Below are 16,598 nucleotides of genomic sequence, written 5' to 3'. Positions count from 1 at the left end.
GCTTAAATGATACTCAATAATGAAGTTTATTAAGGATAAGTTTGATTTCATCGATGGTGTTTTCACAATAAGCATAAAGTGTATTTTGTTTTTTTTAACAAAACATATTTATAGTTGTATATATGAAAAATTATTCATTAAAGAAAAAAATTCTTTTTATTACCCTTTTGTCGCTAGTTTCTGTTGTTTTCCTTCTTTCTTGGCAGAGTTACTCCGAGCAAAAAAAACATGTGTATGAAACAGCATTACAGCAACTAAATCGCCTTTCTGATTTGCACTCAACAAAAATTGACGAGTGGATGAACTTTAGAATAAGCATTGTAAATGGTTTAGCTAATCACAAAAATGATAGCGAAGATTTGCTGTATTTGGCACAAAGTTCAGGTGGATTTTTAATCAGTTATTATACTTATTATGATGGCCGCTTACTTACGTCAGATCCAACTCTTGACGTAACAGGTTTAGATCTACGTGATGCCGATTGGTATATGGATGCTCAAAAGCAAAGCTCAATTTTAGTCACTTCGCCTTATCTAGAGCCAATCTTAAAAGATACAGTAGTGACAATAGCAAAAGCTACTGATGATGCAGTAGTGGCATCGGATTTATCAATTGCTACTCTCATTAAGCAAGTATCAGAAATGGCTTTGCCTGATAATGGGGAAGCGTTACTTATTGATAAAGACGGTAAGATCATTGCTTACAAAGATAAAGAGTTAGTTCAACAGTCAATATCAAAAGTGAGTGCTCAACTAAATATCCAGCAGGTAGAGCAAGCATCTAAAAATAAACAACTTACTCAAGTGATCTTCGATTCACAAAACAAAGAAAAACTGGTCTGGGCAATGACGATCCCAGATCTTAATTGGACGTTATTACTTGCGATTGATAAAGAAACATTAGACGCGCCATTAAAAGCACAATTAACCAGTCAGTTATTGAGTGCAGGTATTGTTTTATTACTTAGTATTCTTATCATGGTTTATGTGATGAATTTGATGTTTGCTCCATTATTACGAATTACGCATGCATTAGGTGCTATTGCTAATGGTAATGGTGATTTAACACAGCGCTTAAAAATCGAATCTCATGATGAAATTGGTGAATTGGCAAACAGCTTTAATGTATTTACAGATAGTCAACACGCTCTGATCCGTCATATCAATCAACAAAGTGTGGATTTAGAAAAAGACGCATCACAGGGTGTGGAAAACAGCCAATTAACAATGAAGAGTTTAGAAAGTCAGCAAGAAAATCTGATTTCTGTAGCAACAGCGATGAATCAAATGTCCGGAGCAGCGAGTGATATCGCGATGAATGCTGCTCAAACGGCAACTGCCGCTCAGCAATCAACGAAAAATTCTGAAGATGGATTAACGTTAGCTAGTTCGACCCGTCACTCTGTTCAACAATTGGCGCTTGAAGTATCAAATACGACAGACGTTATTAGTGAGTTAAATAGCCATGTAAATTCTATTTCTGGGATTTTGGTAACGATTCAAGCTATTGCAGAACAAACGAATCTATTGGCATTGAATGCGGCGATTGAAGCGGCTCGTGCTGGTGAGCAAGGTCGAGGTTTTGCCGTTGTTGCTGATGAGGTTCGTGTATTATCGAAACGAACACAAGATTCAACGCAAGAGATTTATTCAATGATTGAAACATTGCAAAAATCGACAAGTAAAGTAGTTGAGGCAATGGAGTCAAATAAACAAACGGTGGAAGGAACAGTGAGTGATATTGATCATCTCGCTGACAGTTTGAATGAAAGTAACCAAGCTATTGCATTAATTTCAGATATGGCTACTCAAATTGCGACAGCTGCAGAAGAGCAAAGCCAAGTGATTCTTGAAATGAATGATAATACGATGACGATAAAAGAGACCAGTGAAGATATCATGTTATCGGCTCAGAGCAGCCTAGGCCAAGCTCAAGAGCTAAAAATGCATGCTGATTCATTGAATGAGCAAGTATCTCAATTTAAGATTTAACGATAAGACCCAGCAAGAGTTTACGTACTCTTGCTGTTTATATTAATAAAAAAATGCCGCTAACTCACGTTAGCGGCATTTTTTATTCGGCTATATTATTGATATTACATACGCTCTAGCGTTTCAATACCCAATAAGTCTAGGCCTTGTTTGATCGTTTTAGCTGTTAATGCAGCTAGTTTCAGGCGGCTTTGTTTAACAGCTTCATCTTCGTTGTTAAGAATAGGGCACGCTTCGTAGAAACTAGAGAATTGACCAGCAAGTTCAAATAGGTAAGCACACATTAAGTGAGGTTGGCCTTCACTTGCTACTGCTTGAACCGCTTCTTCAAATTGCATTAACTTAGCAACTAATGCTTTTTCTTTCTCGTCAGTGATCTTAACTTCACCCGTTAACTCATCCATAGACAAGCCAGCTTTGCTGAAGATAGAAGCAACACGAGTGTATGCATATTGCATGTAAGGCGCTGTGTTGCCCTCAAATGCAAGCATGTTGTCCCAATCGAAGATGTAGTCCGTAGTACGGTGCTTAGAAAGATCAGAGTACTTAACTGCAGCCATTGCAACGGTTGTAGCAATTTTAGCTTTTTCTTCAGCTGATAGATCTTTGTTTTTCTCTTCGATTAGTTTTGTTGCACGCTCTTCTGCTTCATCAAGAAGATCAGCCAGACGAACCGTACCGCCTGCACGAGTTTTAAATGGACGACCATCTTTACCTAGCATCATACCAAACGCGTGGTGCTCTAGAGACACGCTCTCAGGAACATAACCCGCTTTACGAACGATAGTCCACGCTTGCATTAGGTGTTGGTGTTGACGTGAATCGATGAAGTAAAGAACACGATCAGCATTCAGCTCTTCGAAACGGTATTTAGCACAAGCGATGTCAGTAGTTGTGTACAGGAAGCCGCCGTCACGTTTTTGAACGATAACGCCCATAGGCTCGCCATCTTTGTTCTTGTATTCATCAAGGTAAACGACTTGAGCACCATCACTCTCAACAGCTAAACCTTGCTTTTGAAGATCAGCAACGATTGGAGCAAGCATGCTGTTATACATACTTTCACCCATTACGTTATCACGAGTCAGTGACACGTTTAGACGATCATAGTTGCGTTGGTTTTGAACCATAGTTACGTCAACAAGCTTCTTCCACATTTCTGCACAGAACTCGTCACCACCTTGAAGTTTAACAACGTAACCACGTGCAGTTACTGCAAACTCTTCATCTTCGTCGTATAGTTTTTTAGATTCACGGTAGAAACCTTCAAGATCAGACAGTTCCATAGAAACTTCGCCTTTCTCTTTTTGGATGCGCTCAAGGTTTGCGATAAGCATACCAAATTGAGTACCCCAGTCACCGATGTGGTTAGCACGAGTAACATTGTGACCTAAAAACTCAAGAGTACGAACAACAGCATCACCGATGATAGTTGAACGTAAGTGACCCACGTGCATTTCTTTTGCAACGTTTGGTGCAGAGTAATCTGCAACGATGTTTTGTTGTTCTTCTTTAGCAACACCTAGGCGTTCATCAGCCAATGCCGCTTCTGCTTGTTGTGCTAGAAATTCTTCTGATAAGAAAATATTGATAAAGCCAGGGCCTGCAATTTCAGTTTTGCTAGCGATGCCATCAAGATCCAAAACATCCAGTACTTTCTGAGCAAATTCTCGTGGGTTTGTACCTAGTCGCTTAGCTACGCCCATTACGCCGTTAGCTTGGTAGTCACCAAATTGTGCTTTTGCAGATTGACGAACTGCTGCAGGGCTGCCTGCTGGCGCGCCGGCTGCTTCTAAGGCTTGAGAAACTTTGTCGTTAATAAGTGATTGAATATTCAAAGAGGTTATCCTTCATATCGCTGTTAAACAGGAATGCTGTTGCATGGAAAGCAAAATAGTGGGTAATAATAGCAATAAAACACGGGATATTTAATAGTTTCTGTTATTTTTTATTGCAACTTAGGGGCTATTTTTCGAAAGGTTCTAAACATCAAGTAAAGAGGTTGATACAATTCAGTTTCTCTTTTTTACCGTTAGGTTGCCTTCATGTCATCACTATTATTAAAACAACAACAATTAGAGCCTCAGCAATTGATTAATTCCTTGCCTTCTTTCATGGAGAGGATTCAAGAATTATTGGATGTATTAGAGATCGATTTAACTCAATATCAAGCGGATCATATTGCGTTACGAATTAATGATCGCGAGGTTGCAGAAGCCGCTCATCAAGCGTGGTTACATCAAGCTGAAGAATGGTCAAATAACGAGATCAATGGTCGCCCAATTATTGCTCTAGGCTTTAATCAACCTTTAGAGGTTAGTGGTTGGTCTATTGAATGTTTAGAGTTGCCATATCCGGGCGAAAAAAGTTACCCACAACAAGGTTGGGAGCATGTGGAATGGGTTATTCCATGCAATGTTAATTCTCAAGAGGCGTTTTTGGAATATGTATTTAAGACATTTCCACTGCTAGAAGAGAAATGGGATAACTTGGCGTCTTTAGGCGTAAAAGTAAAACAGAGCTGCCCATCAGGGGATGCAGAGCGAATTGCAAATTATACCGTTGCTTTTAAATATCAAGGTGTGTGTATAAAGCTTCATCCACATAGCCTCAAAGCGGTTATCGAGAGTGAACAGGCATAAATAGGCTTGATACCTAAAAAACATAAAAGGCACCCAATCTAGAATTTGGATGCCTTTTTTGATGGTGGAGTGAGTATTGAATTATTTAATTCATGGCTTACATAACTCAGCGATCACTTTCAAACGTCGTTCAGGCTCAGCCACAAAAGGATTCTCTTCATCCCATGCATAACCTGCCAAAATAGCACTGATCATTTGTTTGATTTTAGGGTTTGAATCTTCATGGAAGATAACGTTTTGGAATGTCCCTTCGTACCAACCTTCCACATAACAACGGAAGGTGTTTACGCCCTTCATTAGCTTATCTGAGTAATCAATGTGCCAATTAACCTCTTCTTGATTGAATTGTTTAATCAATAACTCGGCAGCTAACTCAGCCGATTTCATCGCAATAGTGACGCCAGAAGAAAACACAGGATCAAGAAACTCACCAGCATTACCTAAAAGAGCAAAGTTGCGCCCACAAAGTGTCGTCACATTGGCAGAATATCCCATGATCTCGCCACTTGGGTTTGGGTATTTGGCATGAGCAAGCAACTGTTGCAGATTACGGTCTTCTATTGCAAGCTGCTTTAATGCTTCGATGTTATCTTGAGAATAGTGTTCAAAAAACTCAGGCTCACCGACAACACCAAAAGAACAGGTACCATTGCTGAATGGAATTAACCAATACCACACTTGAGTGTTGGTTGGATGAACCGAGATAAGGATCTTATTTCGGTCATAGTTAATGTCAGTAATATTGTCAGTGATATGAGTAAAAATTGCTTTTCGTGGTGGAAGGCAAGAAGGTTCTTCTAATTCTAAAATTTTTGGAAGCACACGACCAAACCCACTCGCATCTAAGATAAAATCAGCTTCAATTTGATAAGGGTTACCATCAGTATCTAAAACAGAAAGCAGGGCTTTAGCTTGAGATACGTTAACATCAGTAATTTCGTGTTGGTAACGGATTTCAACCCCTTGTTCTTGGGCACTGTCTGCCAATACTTTATCAAAGTTTCCACGTTGAACTTGATAAGTTGTTCCTGCGCCAGAAGAGAATTTTTCGGTAAAATCAAATGAAGTAAACGTACCATCAAAATGGAAAGCGGCCCCATCTTTATACTGGAAATTTGCTTTTTCCACGGCTTCAAGCATACCTGCTTTTTTGATTGATTCCATGCAAGCAGGTAAAAGACTTTCACCAATAGAAAAACGAGGGAATGTTGATTTTTCTAAAACAATGCAATCAATATTGTGTTGTTTTAATAACGCAGCAGCAATAGACCCTGATGGCCCAGCACCAATGATGGCAACTTGGGTTGATTGTGGTGATAGCACAAGCGCTCCTAATGAAGATACAAAATCGTCACTTTAGTTAATAAGATAAGCTAAAGCGACGACAAAACATTTCTAATAATTATAGATATATCAGGTTAAGAAGTGTAATTATTTAGCACGAAGTTCAAGTAACGTATGGCCTAAACCAATGTTATCTGTTTGCTCAGCAACAGCGAATCCAGCCTCTTCAATAATTTCTAAGAAATCACTGCAACGATAAAAACGACTGTTACCATTTGCTAAACACGTAAAGTACAGTGAGGTTGCATTTAGGCTATACGATGCCGCATCGTATTTTTGAGCATCCCAAAATAGCTCAAGAATATACACTTTGGCGTCTGTAGACATTGCAGCACGAACGCGTTTTAAAATGCTTAAAATCTCCATAGGAGAGAAGCAGTCTAAGAATTGGCTCATCCACCACACATCAGCACCTTGGGGTAATGGTAGGCTCTTATCGAGCATATTCGTCGGGTGACCATTTATGCGATCAGCAAAGCCTCGTTGTTCTGCATTTTTTAATGCCATTTCGATTTGTTGTGGAAGGTCGATAATCGTGACTTCAACATCATTGTCGTAATTACAGCACTGCAGTGCCCACTTACCCGTGTTACCACCAATATCAAAAAGACGTTTTGGTTTTTGACTTAATACTTTTTCTAATAAAATAGGGAATGAACGGTCTGAATAGAAATGATCAAATTTGAACCAGCTCTCTTTTGCTTTCTCAGGCAAGCGAGATAAGCCTTCATAAATAGTTGGCCAGTCACCAAGTTCTTTTAGGCCAGCAGGCGTACCTTCTTGAATCGCTTCAGTAAGGTGCATCATTGCGGCGTAACATACATCAGCAGTAAAATCTAAGTTCGCATTGGTCATACCGTCGTGTAATAAAAAGTGACCTAAGTTGGCAAGGACATAATTAGGCTCATTCCATGTAACGATATGTGCACTCAGCGCCATATCTAGAAGTACTTTAACGCCATATTCTGAAACGCCAGTCTCTTGAGATAACTGCACAGCGTTTAAGCCTTGATCGTTTGCTTTATCTAGCGCGGCAAGAATACCAAGATCTCTGAGGGTACGAGCGGTATGAAAAACGATAGGGGCAAAAGAGAGTTTCTGTGCTTCTGTTTTTGCTTCTAGTGCATTAAAAGGGTCATTTTTATATTGAGTCACGAAATTAGCCATAGTATTAGAAGATGAAAATGATCATATCAGTGGTGCTGAGTGAAACTTTGTTCAAAAGCAAGAAACCACTGATATTTATTAAAGTTCAATAGATTAGTCGATAATATTGGAGACTTTATTGTTCTTAAATTCAACTTTAAAAGTGTTGAACCTATTTTTCCAATATAGCCATTCATTGCCATTTAAGTCAGGAGTTTTATGCTCAGGTGGGAAGCCAATCGCATATTTAACCCCCTCCTTGGTCATGCCTTTTGTGACAATTCCTTTTTTAATGCCTTGTTGATCTACTGTGCTGAGTTTTTTAATTTTTGAGCTATTACATTCAGTACCAAAATAGTTGCTGAGATATTTAGCAAAGTCGGGTGAAGAGCGGTGTTTATCAAAAGCATACTGTTTATCTGTACCATCAATTGCAAACGTTAATCGTTTATTTTGAACGTTAACGATATTAACTTTTGTACAAACAGGGATCAAACCATCTTGCTGATAGTTAACAGAATATAGTTTCATTCTTTTTTCATCAGGATGTAAATTTACCAAGGTATAAACGGGTTTATTGGTTTGAAATAAGTCTTCACCTGTTATCTTATCAGTAAGAGGCATAACACTTGCACAGCCTGATAAAATAAGAGCCCCAGCGGAGAGTATAAATGGTTTGTAAAATGGCATCGTCAATCCCTTTTGTATATTTTTATATTAATTTACCGTATGACTCGTCATTTTTGTATTTGCGCCAAGTCACTGAATTCATATATCCTATACGAGTAGGGTAATAAATTGTAATATTTTTACGACTAGATGGACATCATGGCATACGCAAATTTTAATATTATTGATTGGCACGCAATTTCTGCTGGAATAGACACAAAAACAGCGTGGCAGGAATGGCAGGAAACTAATTTCATCTGGCCTGAGGGAGAGAAAGCCCCTGTCGATAAAATCCCCGCGATGGCTCGAAGAAGAATGAGCTCATTAAGTAAGTTGGCGGTTCAAACTGCACTTACTTTAGTTCAAGAACAAGAGGTTGATTATTTAATCTTTGCTAGCCGTCACGGAGAATTAACAAGAACCTGCGCTTTACTAGAAGACATTTTAAAAGGTGAAGATGCCTCTCCAATGGCGTTTTCTCAATCAGTTCATAATACGGCTGCTGGTTTGTTCACTATTACAGCCAAAAAGGCCATCCCAGTAACTTCGATTGCAGCAGGCGAAAATACATTTCATTCAGCATTAATAGAAGCCGCTGCGTATTTGAGTGATAACTCGAATCACCGTGTTTTAGTGATTGACTTTGATGAGCCACTTCCTTCACATTATCAAGAATTTGAACAACAAGAATATCAGGGTTACGCTTTTGGTCTTATATTGAGCGGTGGCGATGATTTTACTCTTCAATGGAACAAGAAACCTTCAATTAAGCCAGATGTAATGCCTCATGGCTTGCAATGTATTTCTAAGTTAGTAGGATCACACTCTCAATGGATGATAGAGAGTTCTTCAACACAATGGACATGGACGCATAAATAACAAATGACTTTGATTTTACGTATTGATAAATGTTGGCGAATTGTCGCGACTGGATTCTGTTTTTCCTTATTCGGAATTGGTGCACTTTGCTTAACGTTTATTGTTTTTCCGTTATTAACGTTTACGGCGAAAAATACCAAACAACGTGAAATCAGAGTGCAAGCTATCATACAAAGAAGTTTTCTTCTCTTTTGTAAAACAATGCATTATAGCCGTGCGATTAAATATCAATTCGATGGTGCTGAACTCTTACAGGGCGATAAAAATTGTCTGATTGTCGCAAATCATCCCAGTTTGATCGATTATGTTTTAATTGCTTCACAATTGAAGCAGTGTGATTGTATTGTTAAAGCAGCATTATGGCATAATCCCTTTATCCGCGGGATTGTCAGAGCCGCGGGTTATATTCCAAACAGAGAACCTGAGGCTTTTTTAGAAGAGTGCTCAGAGAAATTAAATTCTGGAAATGTATTATTGGTTTTTCCAGAAGGCACTCGAACAACACCAGGTATCACCTCTAAGCTTCAGCGTGGGGCTGCCCAAATAGCGGTGCGTAGTGAAAGTGATTTACGCATTGTTCATGTGACAGTTACGCCAAGTTTTTTAACCAAAGAAGCAAAGTGGTATCAAGTACCCGATGTTCGTCCTTTTTTTCATGTTGAAGTGAAAGAAAAGGTTGCTATAGCCCCTTTTATCGATGGCGCTGATTCACCTTCTTCAGCGGCTCGAAACGTAAATCGATTTTTAGATACAGCTTTGTATCCTCAAAAATAAATTTAATACATCAAAAGAAAATAAGTAGGTCATTGATGGAAGCATTACACAACGAAATTAAATTATTAATTATTGAAGCACTGAATTTAGAAGATATCTCAGTAGATGATATTGAAACTGATGCACCATTGTTCGGTGATGGTTTAGGGTTAGATTCAATTGATGCTCTAGAATTAGGTTTAGCTATTAAGAAAAAATACAGCTTAGTATTGGATGCTGACGATACTCAAACTCGTGAACATTTTGCGTCAGTAGCAAACTTAGCTGCATACATTACTGCAAATAAAGCGTAAGAGAGTAAGTCATGACAGAGGTAAATAGAGAGCAAGTATTAGAGCAAGTGACTGCGGCATTGGTTGAATTATTTGAAATCGATGAAGCGGATATCACGCCTGAAGCTCAGCTATACACAGATCTAGATTTAGACAGTATTGATGCCGTTGATTTAGTTGTCCATTTACAAAAAGTAACAGGCAAAAAAATCAAGCCAGAAGAGTTTAAAGAAGTTCGCACCGTTGATGACGTGGTTAACTCTGTAGCAGCGCTTCTAAAATAATGCGTTGGCTGACGGTACTGTCAGCCATTGCACTGCTTGCTTATCCGCTAGCGGTTTACTACGGTCTTCACTTTGGTGGAATTACGACAGTAGCAGGCGTGCTAGCGGTGTTGTTTCTGGTGCGAATGGTTGGTGGAAAACAAGTTCCAATAAAAGAGCTAAAATACATTGCCATGACAAGTGGTGGAGCTGGAATCATTCTTGCTGGATTAGGCTGGTTATTTCGATCGGAAGGATGGTTTACGTTTTACCCTGTGATCGTTAATGTCGTCATGTTTACCGTCTTTTTTTGGACGTTATTTCAGCCTCAAAGTATGATTGAACGCTTTGCTCGCCTTCAAGAACCTGAACTTCCACCAAGTGGCGTGGCCTACACGAGAACCGTAACTAAAGTGTGGTGTGTTTTTTTTGTAATTAACGGTTCGATTTCACTCTCTACTTGTTTTTTAGAGATGAAAGTATGGATGTTGTATAACGGTTTTGTTAGCTATTTATTGATAGGGACTTTATTTGTCACTGAATGGCTAGTGCGTCAATGGATAAAGAGAAAAGAAGCATGAGCTACACAGCACTTTCCGATCTTACCAACCAAGAAAATCTAACCCATCATGTGTGTTTCGATGAGCAGCACACATACGTGAGTTATCAGCAGTTTCAACATGATGTGCAACGAGTGTGTGGCTATTTATCTCATCAGTCAGAAGTAAAATGGGCATTGTGCTTTGACGACAGTTATCAGTTTGCTGTCTCTTTTCTTGCTTTGGCTCATGCAGGCAAACACATTATTTTACCCGGTAATCATCAACCAGCGGCATTAACTGAATTATCTGAACATTTTGATGCGCTGTTGCATGATGACATTATTCAAGTCATGCCATGCAAACATCATCGTCATTATCAAACTATTTCCGATAATGTCATGAGTGTATTATCTCCGTTAGAACTCGGCAATATTCGTCTAACTTTGTTTACTTCTGGCTCGACAGATACTCCAAAACCAATCGAAAAAACATTGCAGTTATTGAGTAATGAAATTGAGCAATTGGAACAATTATGGGGTGATAAACTAGACGCGACTGAGATTTACAGCACCGTTTCTCATCAACATATTTATGGTTTGTTATTTCGGGTATTATGGCCATTGTGCGCAGGTCGTGCGTTCAGTCGAACAAATTTCATTTATCCAGAGCAAATTTTATCTCATCAACCTGAGCATAAAAAAACACTCATTTGCAGTCCTGCGCTATTAAAACGTCTTGCTGATCATGAAGGTTACAATCACTACCAAATGGTTTTTTCTTCAGGTGGTCCTTTAGCTATTGAGGGAGCAGATCAGAGCGAAGCAAAACTCTCTTTGCGTCCATTTGAAGTGTACGGCAGCACAGAAACGGGTGGGGTCGGTTATCGTCAACAAATAGAACCAACATCCCTCTGGACATTCTTTCCTTCTCATAAAGCTCGTTTGAATATTGAGCATTGCCTAGAACTATTATCACCTTTCATTGATGAGTCACAGTGGTATCCGACCAGTGATTACTGTGATTTGTTGGATAATGGGCAATTCATGCTAAAAGGGCGAGTGGATAGAGTCATCAAAATTGAAGAAAAACGATTATCACTTACTGAAGTTGAAAAGCGTTTAATGCAATTAGAATGGATTGATGAAGCGGCCGTGATCCCAATGGAAGAAGCCAAACGCACCGTATTAGGGGCTGTTATTGTTCTTTCAGACACTGGGAATAAATTAATACAACAAGGCTCTAAAGGTAAGTTTTGGTTAAAATTACGCTCTGAATTAAGAGAGTGGCTAGAGCCAGTAGGCATTCCACGTCGCTTTAGAGCAGTAGAAGAGATCCCATTAAATAGTCAAGGTAAGCGTCAAATGCACGACTTACAGCAACTATTTAATGATGTTAATGATTAAAAGAAGTACTCATGACAAAACGTAAACCGACCATTATATCTACGAAAATAGACACAGAAGATCAAAATCAACCAAGCGTTGTTATTACAATGCATGTCGATGACGATATTTTGGATTTTACAGGGCACTTTCCTGGTCATCCATTATTACCTGGAGTTACTCAGGTCGATTGGGCAATTTATTATGGTCAGATGTACCTACAAGCAACTTCTGTTTTTCAAGGCATGGAAGTTTTAAAATTTCAAGAACCGATTTTGCCAAATACCGAAGTTGAATTAGAACTTCGTTGGGTAAAAGACAAAGAGAAGCTCTATTTTGCTTTTAGTTCTAAACAAGGTGAGAGTATGAGTAAACACTCTTCTGGCCGAATTTTATTAGGACAATAATATGACAACATTCCGTCCTTGTTTCCTTATTCCTTGCTATAACCATGGTAAAACAGTCCCTGCAGTGGTGGAATCACTAATGAGCTTTGGTTATCCAATGCTGATTGTTGATGATGGCAGTAATAGAGAAACAAAACAGATATTAGCGGATGTCACTGCCAATAATAATCAAATAACGTTAATAACGTTAGCTGACAACCAAGGCAAAGGTGGCGCCGTCATTGCAGGGATTGAAGCCGCATATCAGCGAAGCTTTAGCCATGCGATTCAAATTGATGCTGACGGTCAGCATGATTTAGAGGCTTTACCTAAACTGATTAAAGAGTCACAAACCCACCCAACCGCTTTGATTTCAGGTCAGCCAATCTATGACGAGAGTGTGCCTAAATCACGTTTATACGGCCGCTATGTTACGCATGTTTGGGTTTGGATAGAGACACTATCATTTGCCATTAAAGACAGCATGTGTGGCTTTCGCTCTTACCCAATAGGCCCAACTATAGGTGTGTTAGAGCGAGTGGTTATTGGTCGTCGAATGGATTTCGATACCGAAATCATGGTTCGCATGTACTGGAATGAAACTGACGTTCGTTTTGTTAATACCCGTGTTATTTACCCAGAAGATGGCATCTCTCATTTTGATGCATTATGGGATAACGTAAAAATCAGCTGGATGCATACAAAACTTGTTTTTGGTATGTTGCCACGTATTCCATCGCTGCTTCGTCGTCAACCAATTCAAGACGATCACTGGTCCTCACACGCCGAGCGCGGTACGATTTTGGGCATTCAATTTTTGCTTTGGATTTACTCAACGTTTGGTCGTGGCGTATTTTCGGTATTGCTAAAACCTGTGATGGCGTATTACTACTTACGTGGAGGTTCAGTAAAACAAGCGTCTGATGATTTTATTCAACAAGTAAATGCGTACGCTCGAATTAAAGGCATCACACAGCCTGAAAAACTCAGCCCTTATCGTCACCTAGTGTCATTTGGTGAAACTATGCTCGATAAGCTAGCTGCATGGCGTGGTGATTTTTCTGAACGAAACTTAACCGTGCATGGTATTGAGCATTATGAAGCGTTATTTAAACGTGAAAAAGGCATTGTTATGCTCGGCTCACATTTGGGTAATCTAGAGTTATGCCGAGCATTAAGTCGTCGTCATAAAGAATTAAAAATTAATGCGTTAGTATTTACCGATCATGCTGAGCGTTTTAATACCGTGATGAGAACCGTGAATCCTCAATCAGATATCAATTTAATTCAGGTTAGTAAAATGGGGCCAGATACTGCCATTTTATTGCAGCAGAAAATTGATGCTGGTGAGTGGATTGTGATTGTGGGAGACAGAACCTCAGTCACTAAAGAAGATCGCGTTATCTGGGCGGATTTCTTAGGTAAACCAGCGCCGTTCCCGCAGGGGCCATTTATGCTGGCGTCTATTTTAAAACAACCGGTTTATTTAATGTTTGGGCTACGTGACGATACACAAAAAGAACCACGTTTTGATGTGTATTTTGAACCGTTCTCAGAACAAATTATTTTACCTCGTGGACAGCGAGAAGAGGCTTTGCAAGAAGTCGTACAAAATTATGCCCAGCGTTTGGAGCATTTCACATTAAAGGCACCATCACAGTGGTATAACTTTTTTAATTTTTGGCAGTTAACTGGAAAGAAAGATGACAACTAATTCAATTACATTTGGTAAGGGACGTCTGACGATTGAAGACGTTGTTGAGATTGCAAATGGTGCAAACGCACAATTAAATAACGCCGACGAATTCACTGCTAAAATTGATCGTGGTGTGGAGTTCCTTGAGCGACTTCTAAAAGAAGAAGGCGTTATCTATGGTGTAACAACGGGGTATGGTGATTCTTGTACGGTTGCGATCCCTATGGATTTAGTGGATGAGTTGCCATTACATTTAACACGTTTTCACGGCTGTGGTTTAGGTGAAAACTTAGATGAGCAACAATCTCGTGCGGTATTAGCCACGCGTTTGTGTTCTTTATCTCAAGGCGTTTCAGGCGTCACTCACGATTTGTTAAACCAAATTGTCACCTTAATTAACCACGGAATTTCACCGCGCATTCCTCAAGAAGGTTCAGTGGGCGCAAGTGGTGACTTAACACCGCTATCTTACCTTGCTGCAGCATTAATTGGTGAGCGTGAAGTTATCTATAAAGGTGAGATTCGCGCAACAGCTGATGTGTTTAAAGAGCTAAACATCACACCGATTAAACTGAAACCAAAAGAAGGTTTAGCGTTAATGAACGGTACGTCAGTAATGACGGCATTGGCGTGTTTAGCGTATAAACGTGCAGAATACTTAGCGCAAATGGCAACGAAGATCACCGCAATGGTATCTGTTGGCATGCAGGGCAATGACTTCCATTTTGATGAAGCCTTATTTGCTGTAAAACCGCATCCAGGCCAGCAACAAATAGCATCATGGTTACGTTCTGATTTACACAATGAAACGCCACCAAGAAACAGTGATCGTCTACAAGACCGTTACTCTCTACGTTGTGCGCCACACGTTATTGGTGTTCTGCAAGATAGCCTACCGTTCTTACGTCAAATGATTGAGAACGAACTGAACAGCGCTAACGATAACCCAATTATTGATGGTGATAATGAGCGTGTTCTTCATGGCGGTCACTTCTACGGTGGTCACATTGCCATGGCGATGGATATGCTAAAAACAGCGGTTGCTAACATCGCTGATTTGTTAGATCGCCAAATGGCACAGTTAATGGATTATAAGTTTAATAACGGTTTACCATTCAACCTAACCGGCGCAACGGGCGCTCGTAAACCAATTAACCATGGCTTTAAAGCGGTACAAATTGGTATCTCAGCATGGACAGCAGAAGCACTTAAAGGCACGATGCCAGCAAGTGTATTCTCACGTTCAACAGAGTGCCATAACCAAGATAAAGTGAGCATGGGTACTATTGCTTCACGTGATTGTTTACGTGTACTTCAATTGACAGAGCAAGTTACGTCAGCTTCTCTATTAGCGGCGACTCAAGCGTTAGTATTACGCGAGAGACAAGGCGAGTTAAGTGATGATGAGCTAAGTGTTGAGCTAAAAACTATGCGTGATGCTGTGTTGTCAGAGTTTACCTTTGTAGATGAAGATCGTCCGTTAGAGCAAGACTTACGCAACTTCATTAATAAAATTCAACAACAACATTGGACACTATACTAATGTCAAACTCTGTAGTTAATGCTGAAGAGAATACTCACGTATTAAGTGCAGAAGTGTTGATCACCACCGCCTTTCAGGATGCCGATCCTATGGGCGTGGTGTATCACGGTAATTATTTTCGTTTCTTCGAAAAAGCACGCCATGAAATGCTTGAGAAGATAGGGTATAGCTACCGAGATATGATGGCGTCAGGCTATGTTTGGCCCATCATTGACACTCGTGTGAAATATGTAAAATCCATTCCTTATGATCACACCATTCGCGTGGTGGCAACATTAACCGAATGGGAAAATCGCATGCGTGTAGATTACGTCATTTATGATGCCGACTCAGGCGTTAGAATGACAAAAGCACACACCATGCAAGTTGCGGTTTCAATTGAAACTGAAGAGATGTGTTTTGTCTCACCTCGTATATTTACGGATAAAGTAGAGGCTTACCAACATGGTTAATCATAAACAGCGTTTTACATTATGGATTGCTTCGTTCTTTTTATTGTTTAGCCTGAATAGCTTTGCTTTTGATATTGATGATCTGCAGCAACAACTTGCGCAATCGACATTGGTTCGCGGTGAGTTTAAGCAGGTTCGTACCATGCAGATGTTTAGTCAGCCTTTATCAACATCAGGCACATTTTTGCTGGACCATGAAAAGGGACTACTGTGGCAGCAAACCAAGCCATTCCCAATTAATCTAACATTAACTCAAAATAAACTTCGCCAATCAATCAATGGTGAAGTACAAGTAATGAATGATTCTGAGAACCCGATGGCGTTCTATTTTACGCGTCTATTTTTGTCTCTGTTTAAAGGCGATACTGACGCGATAGAAGAGAATTTCACATTACAGCTTTCAGGAGAGAAAGACGTTTGGACGCTATTGCTTATACCAACAACTTCGCCAATTGATAGTATATTTAAGTCAATTAAGATTGAAGGTGGGCAATACCTGAACCGAGTTGTATTAACTGAAGTTCGTGGTGACGTCACTGAAATGGTGTTTACTCAGCAATCCACTCAACCAAGCTCTTTAACAGAAAAAGAGTTAGCTGCATTTACCTTTTAACGGT

At 39.7% G+C, this 16,598-nt stretch carries 17 protein-coding genes; 13 read left to right on the top strand and 4 right to left on the bottom strand.

Features of this window, described 5'->3' with window-relative positions; genetic code table 11:
- Positions 1-122 precede the first annotated feature (122 nt).
- A complete protein-coding gene (locus PVK70_RS09030; protein ID WP_130048054.1) occupies positions 123-1,991 on the top strand; it encodes a methyl-accepting chemotaxis protein in 1,869 nt (622 codons plus the stop codon).
- Positions 1,992-2,095: 104 nt separating this feature from the next.
- On the opposite strand, the gene argS is transcribed toward PVK70_RS09030, so the two are convergent.
- Positions 2,096-3,829, bottom strand: a complete 1,734-nt coding sequence (gene argS / locus PVK70_RS09025; RefSeq protein WP_130043140.1) for an arginine--tRNA ligase — start codon at positions 3,827-3,829, stop codon at positions 2,096-2,098.
- 207 nt (positions 3,830-4,036) lie between these two features.
- Between argS and PVK70_RS09020 the strand changes: the two genes are divergently transcribed.
- Complete coding sequence (locus PVK70_RS09020; RefSeq protein WP_130043141.1) at positions 4,037-4,633, top strand: VOC family protein; 597 nt, start codon at positions 4,037-4,039, stop codon at positions 4,631-4,633.
- Positions 4,634-4,723: 90 nt separating this feature from the next.
- On the opposite strand, the gene PVK70_RS09015 is transcribed toward PVK70_RS09020, so the two are convergent.
- From PVK70_RS09015 to PVK70_RS09005, 3 genes are all read right to left on the bottom strand, one after another.
- Entirely contained in the window at positions 4,724-5,956 is a 1,233-nt protein-coding gene (locus PVK70_RS09015; protein WP_130048053.1) for an NAD(P)/FAD-dependent oxidoreductase, read from the bottom strand.
- A gap of 108 nt (positions 5,957-6,064) precedes the next feature.
- On the bottom strand, positions 6,065-7,132 hold the full coding sequence (locus PVK70_RS09010; RefSeq protein WP_130043143.1) for a methyltransferase: 1,068 nt from the start codon (positions 7,130-7,132) through the stop codon (positions 6,065-6,067).
- A 105-nt stretch (positions 7,133-7,237) separates the two neighbouring features.
- Positions 7,238-7,813, bottom strand: coding sequence for a hypothetical protein (locus PVK70_RS09005; protein ID WP_130048052.1), 576 nt, complete (start codon positions 7,811-7,813; stop codon positions 7,238-7,240).
- A 138-nt stretch (positions 7,814-7,951) separates the two neighbouring features.
- Here PVK70_RS09005 and PVK70_RS09000 point away from each other — a divergent pair, with 138 nt between their 5' ends.
- Genes PVK70_RS09000 through PVK70_RS08950 form a run of 11 tightly spaced genes read left to right on the top strand, consistent with a single transcriptional unit; the run spans position 7,952 to position 16,594 of the window.
- Entirely contained in the window at positions 7,952-8,671 is a 720-nt protein-coding gene (locus PVK70_RS09000; RefSeq protein ID WP_165367158.1) for a beta-ketoacyl synthase chain length factor, read from the top strand.
- Positions 8,672-8,674: 3 nt separating this feature from the next.
- A complete protein-coding gene (locus PVK70_RS08995; protein WP_130043146.1) occupies positions 8,675-9,445 on the top strand; it encodes a lysophospholipid acyltransferase family protein in 771 nt (256 codons plus the stop codon).
- A gap of 35 nt (positions 9,446-9,480) precedes the next feature.
- Entirely contained in the window at positions 9,481-9,738 is a 258-nt protein-coding gene (locus PVK70_RS08990) for a phosphopantetheine-binding protein (RefSeq protein ID WP_242504782.1), read from the top strand.
- An 11-nt stretch (positions 9,739-9,749) separates the two neighbouring features.
- The gene (locus tag PVK70_RS08985; protein WP_130043148.1) at positions 9,750-10,001 is read left to right on the top strand and encodes an acyl carrier protein; all 252 of its coding nucleotides are present in this window, start codon (positions 9,750-9,752) and stop codon (positions 9,999-10,001) included.
- A complete protein-coding gene (locus PVK70_RS08980; RefSeq protein WP_130048050.1) occupies positions 10,001-10,561 on the top strand; it encodes a hypothetical protein in 561 nt (186 codons plus the stop codon). The genes PVK70_RS08985 and PVK70_RS08980 overlap by 1 nt, the downstream gene beginning before the upstream one ends.
- Positions 10,537-11,925, top strand: coding sequence for an AMP-binding protein (locus PVK70_RS08975; protein ID WP_165367157.1), 1,389 nt, complete (start codon positions 10,537-10,539; stop codon positions 11,923-11,925). Before PVK70_RS08980 ends, PVK70_RS08975 begins: the two co-directional genes overlap by 25 nt.
- An 11-nt stretch (positions 11,926-11,936) precedes the next feature.
- Positions 11,937-12,311: a 3-hydroxyacyl-ACP dehydratase FabZ family protein gene (locus PVK70_RS08970; RefSeq protein WP_130048048.1), complete on the top strand. Its 375-nt coding sequence runs from the start codon at positions 11,937-11,939 to the stop codon at positions 12,309-12,311.
- A gap of 1 nt (position 12,312) precedes the next feature.
- A complete protein-coding gene (locus tag PVK70_RS08965; protein ID WP_130048047.1) occupies positions 12,313-14,004 on the top strand; it encodes a glycosyltransferase family 2 protein in 1,692 nt (563 codons plus the stop codon).
- The gene (locus PVK70_RS08960; protein ID WP_130048046.1) at positions 13,994-15,529 is read left to right on the top strand and encodes an HAL/PAL/TAL family ammonia-lyase; all 1,536 of its coding nucleotides are present in this window, start codon (positions 13,994-13,996) and stop codon (positions 15,527-15,529) included. The genes PVK70_RS08965 and PVK70_RS08960 overlap by 11 nt, the downstream gene beginning before the upstream one ends.
- Complete coding sequence (locus PVK70_RS08955; protein WP_130048045.1) at positions 15,529-15,981, top strand: acyl-CoA thioesterase; 453 nt, start codon at positions 15,529-15,531, stop codon at positions 15,979-15,981. The genes PVK70_RS08960 and PVK70_RS08955 overlap by 1 nt, the downstream gene beginning before the upstream one ends.
- Positions 15,974-16,594, top strand: coding sequence for a LolA family protein (locus tag PVK70_RS08950; protein WP_130048044.1), 621 nt, complete (start codon positions 15,974-15,976; stop codon positions 16,592-16,594). The genes PVK70_RS08955 and PVK70_RS08950 overlap by 8 nt, the downstream gene beginning before the upstream one ends.
- The last annotated feature ends 4 nt before the right edge of the window (positions 16,595-16,598 follow it).

It is taken from the genome of Aliivibrio sp. A6 (genome assembly GCF_028765505.1).
GTDB lineage: Bacteria > Pseudomonadota > Gammaproteobacteria > Enterobacterales > Vibrionaceae > Aliivibrio > Aliivibrio finisterrensis_A.
The sequence above is the reverse complement of the archived record's forward strand: the minus strand, read 5'-3'. Positions and strand labels throughout refer to the sequence as shown.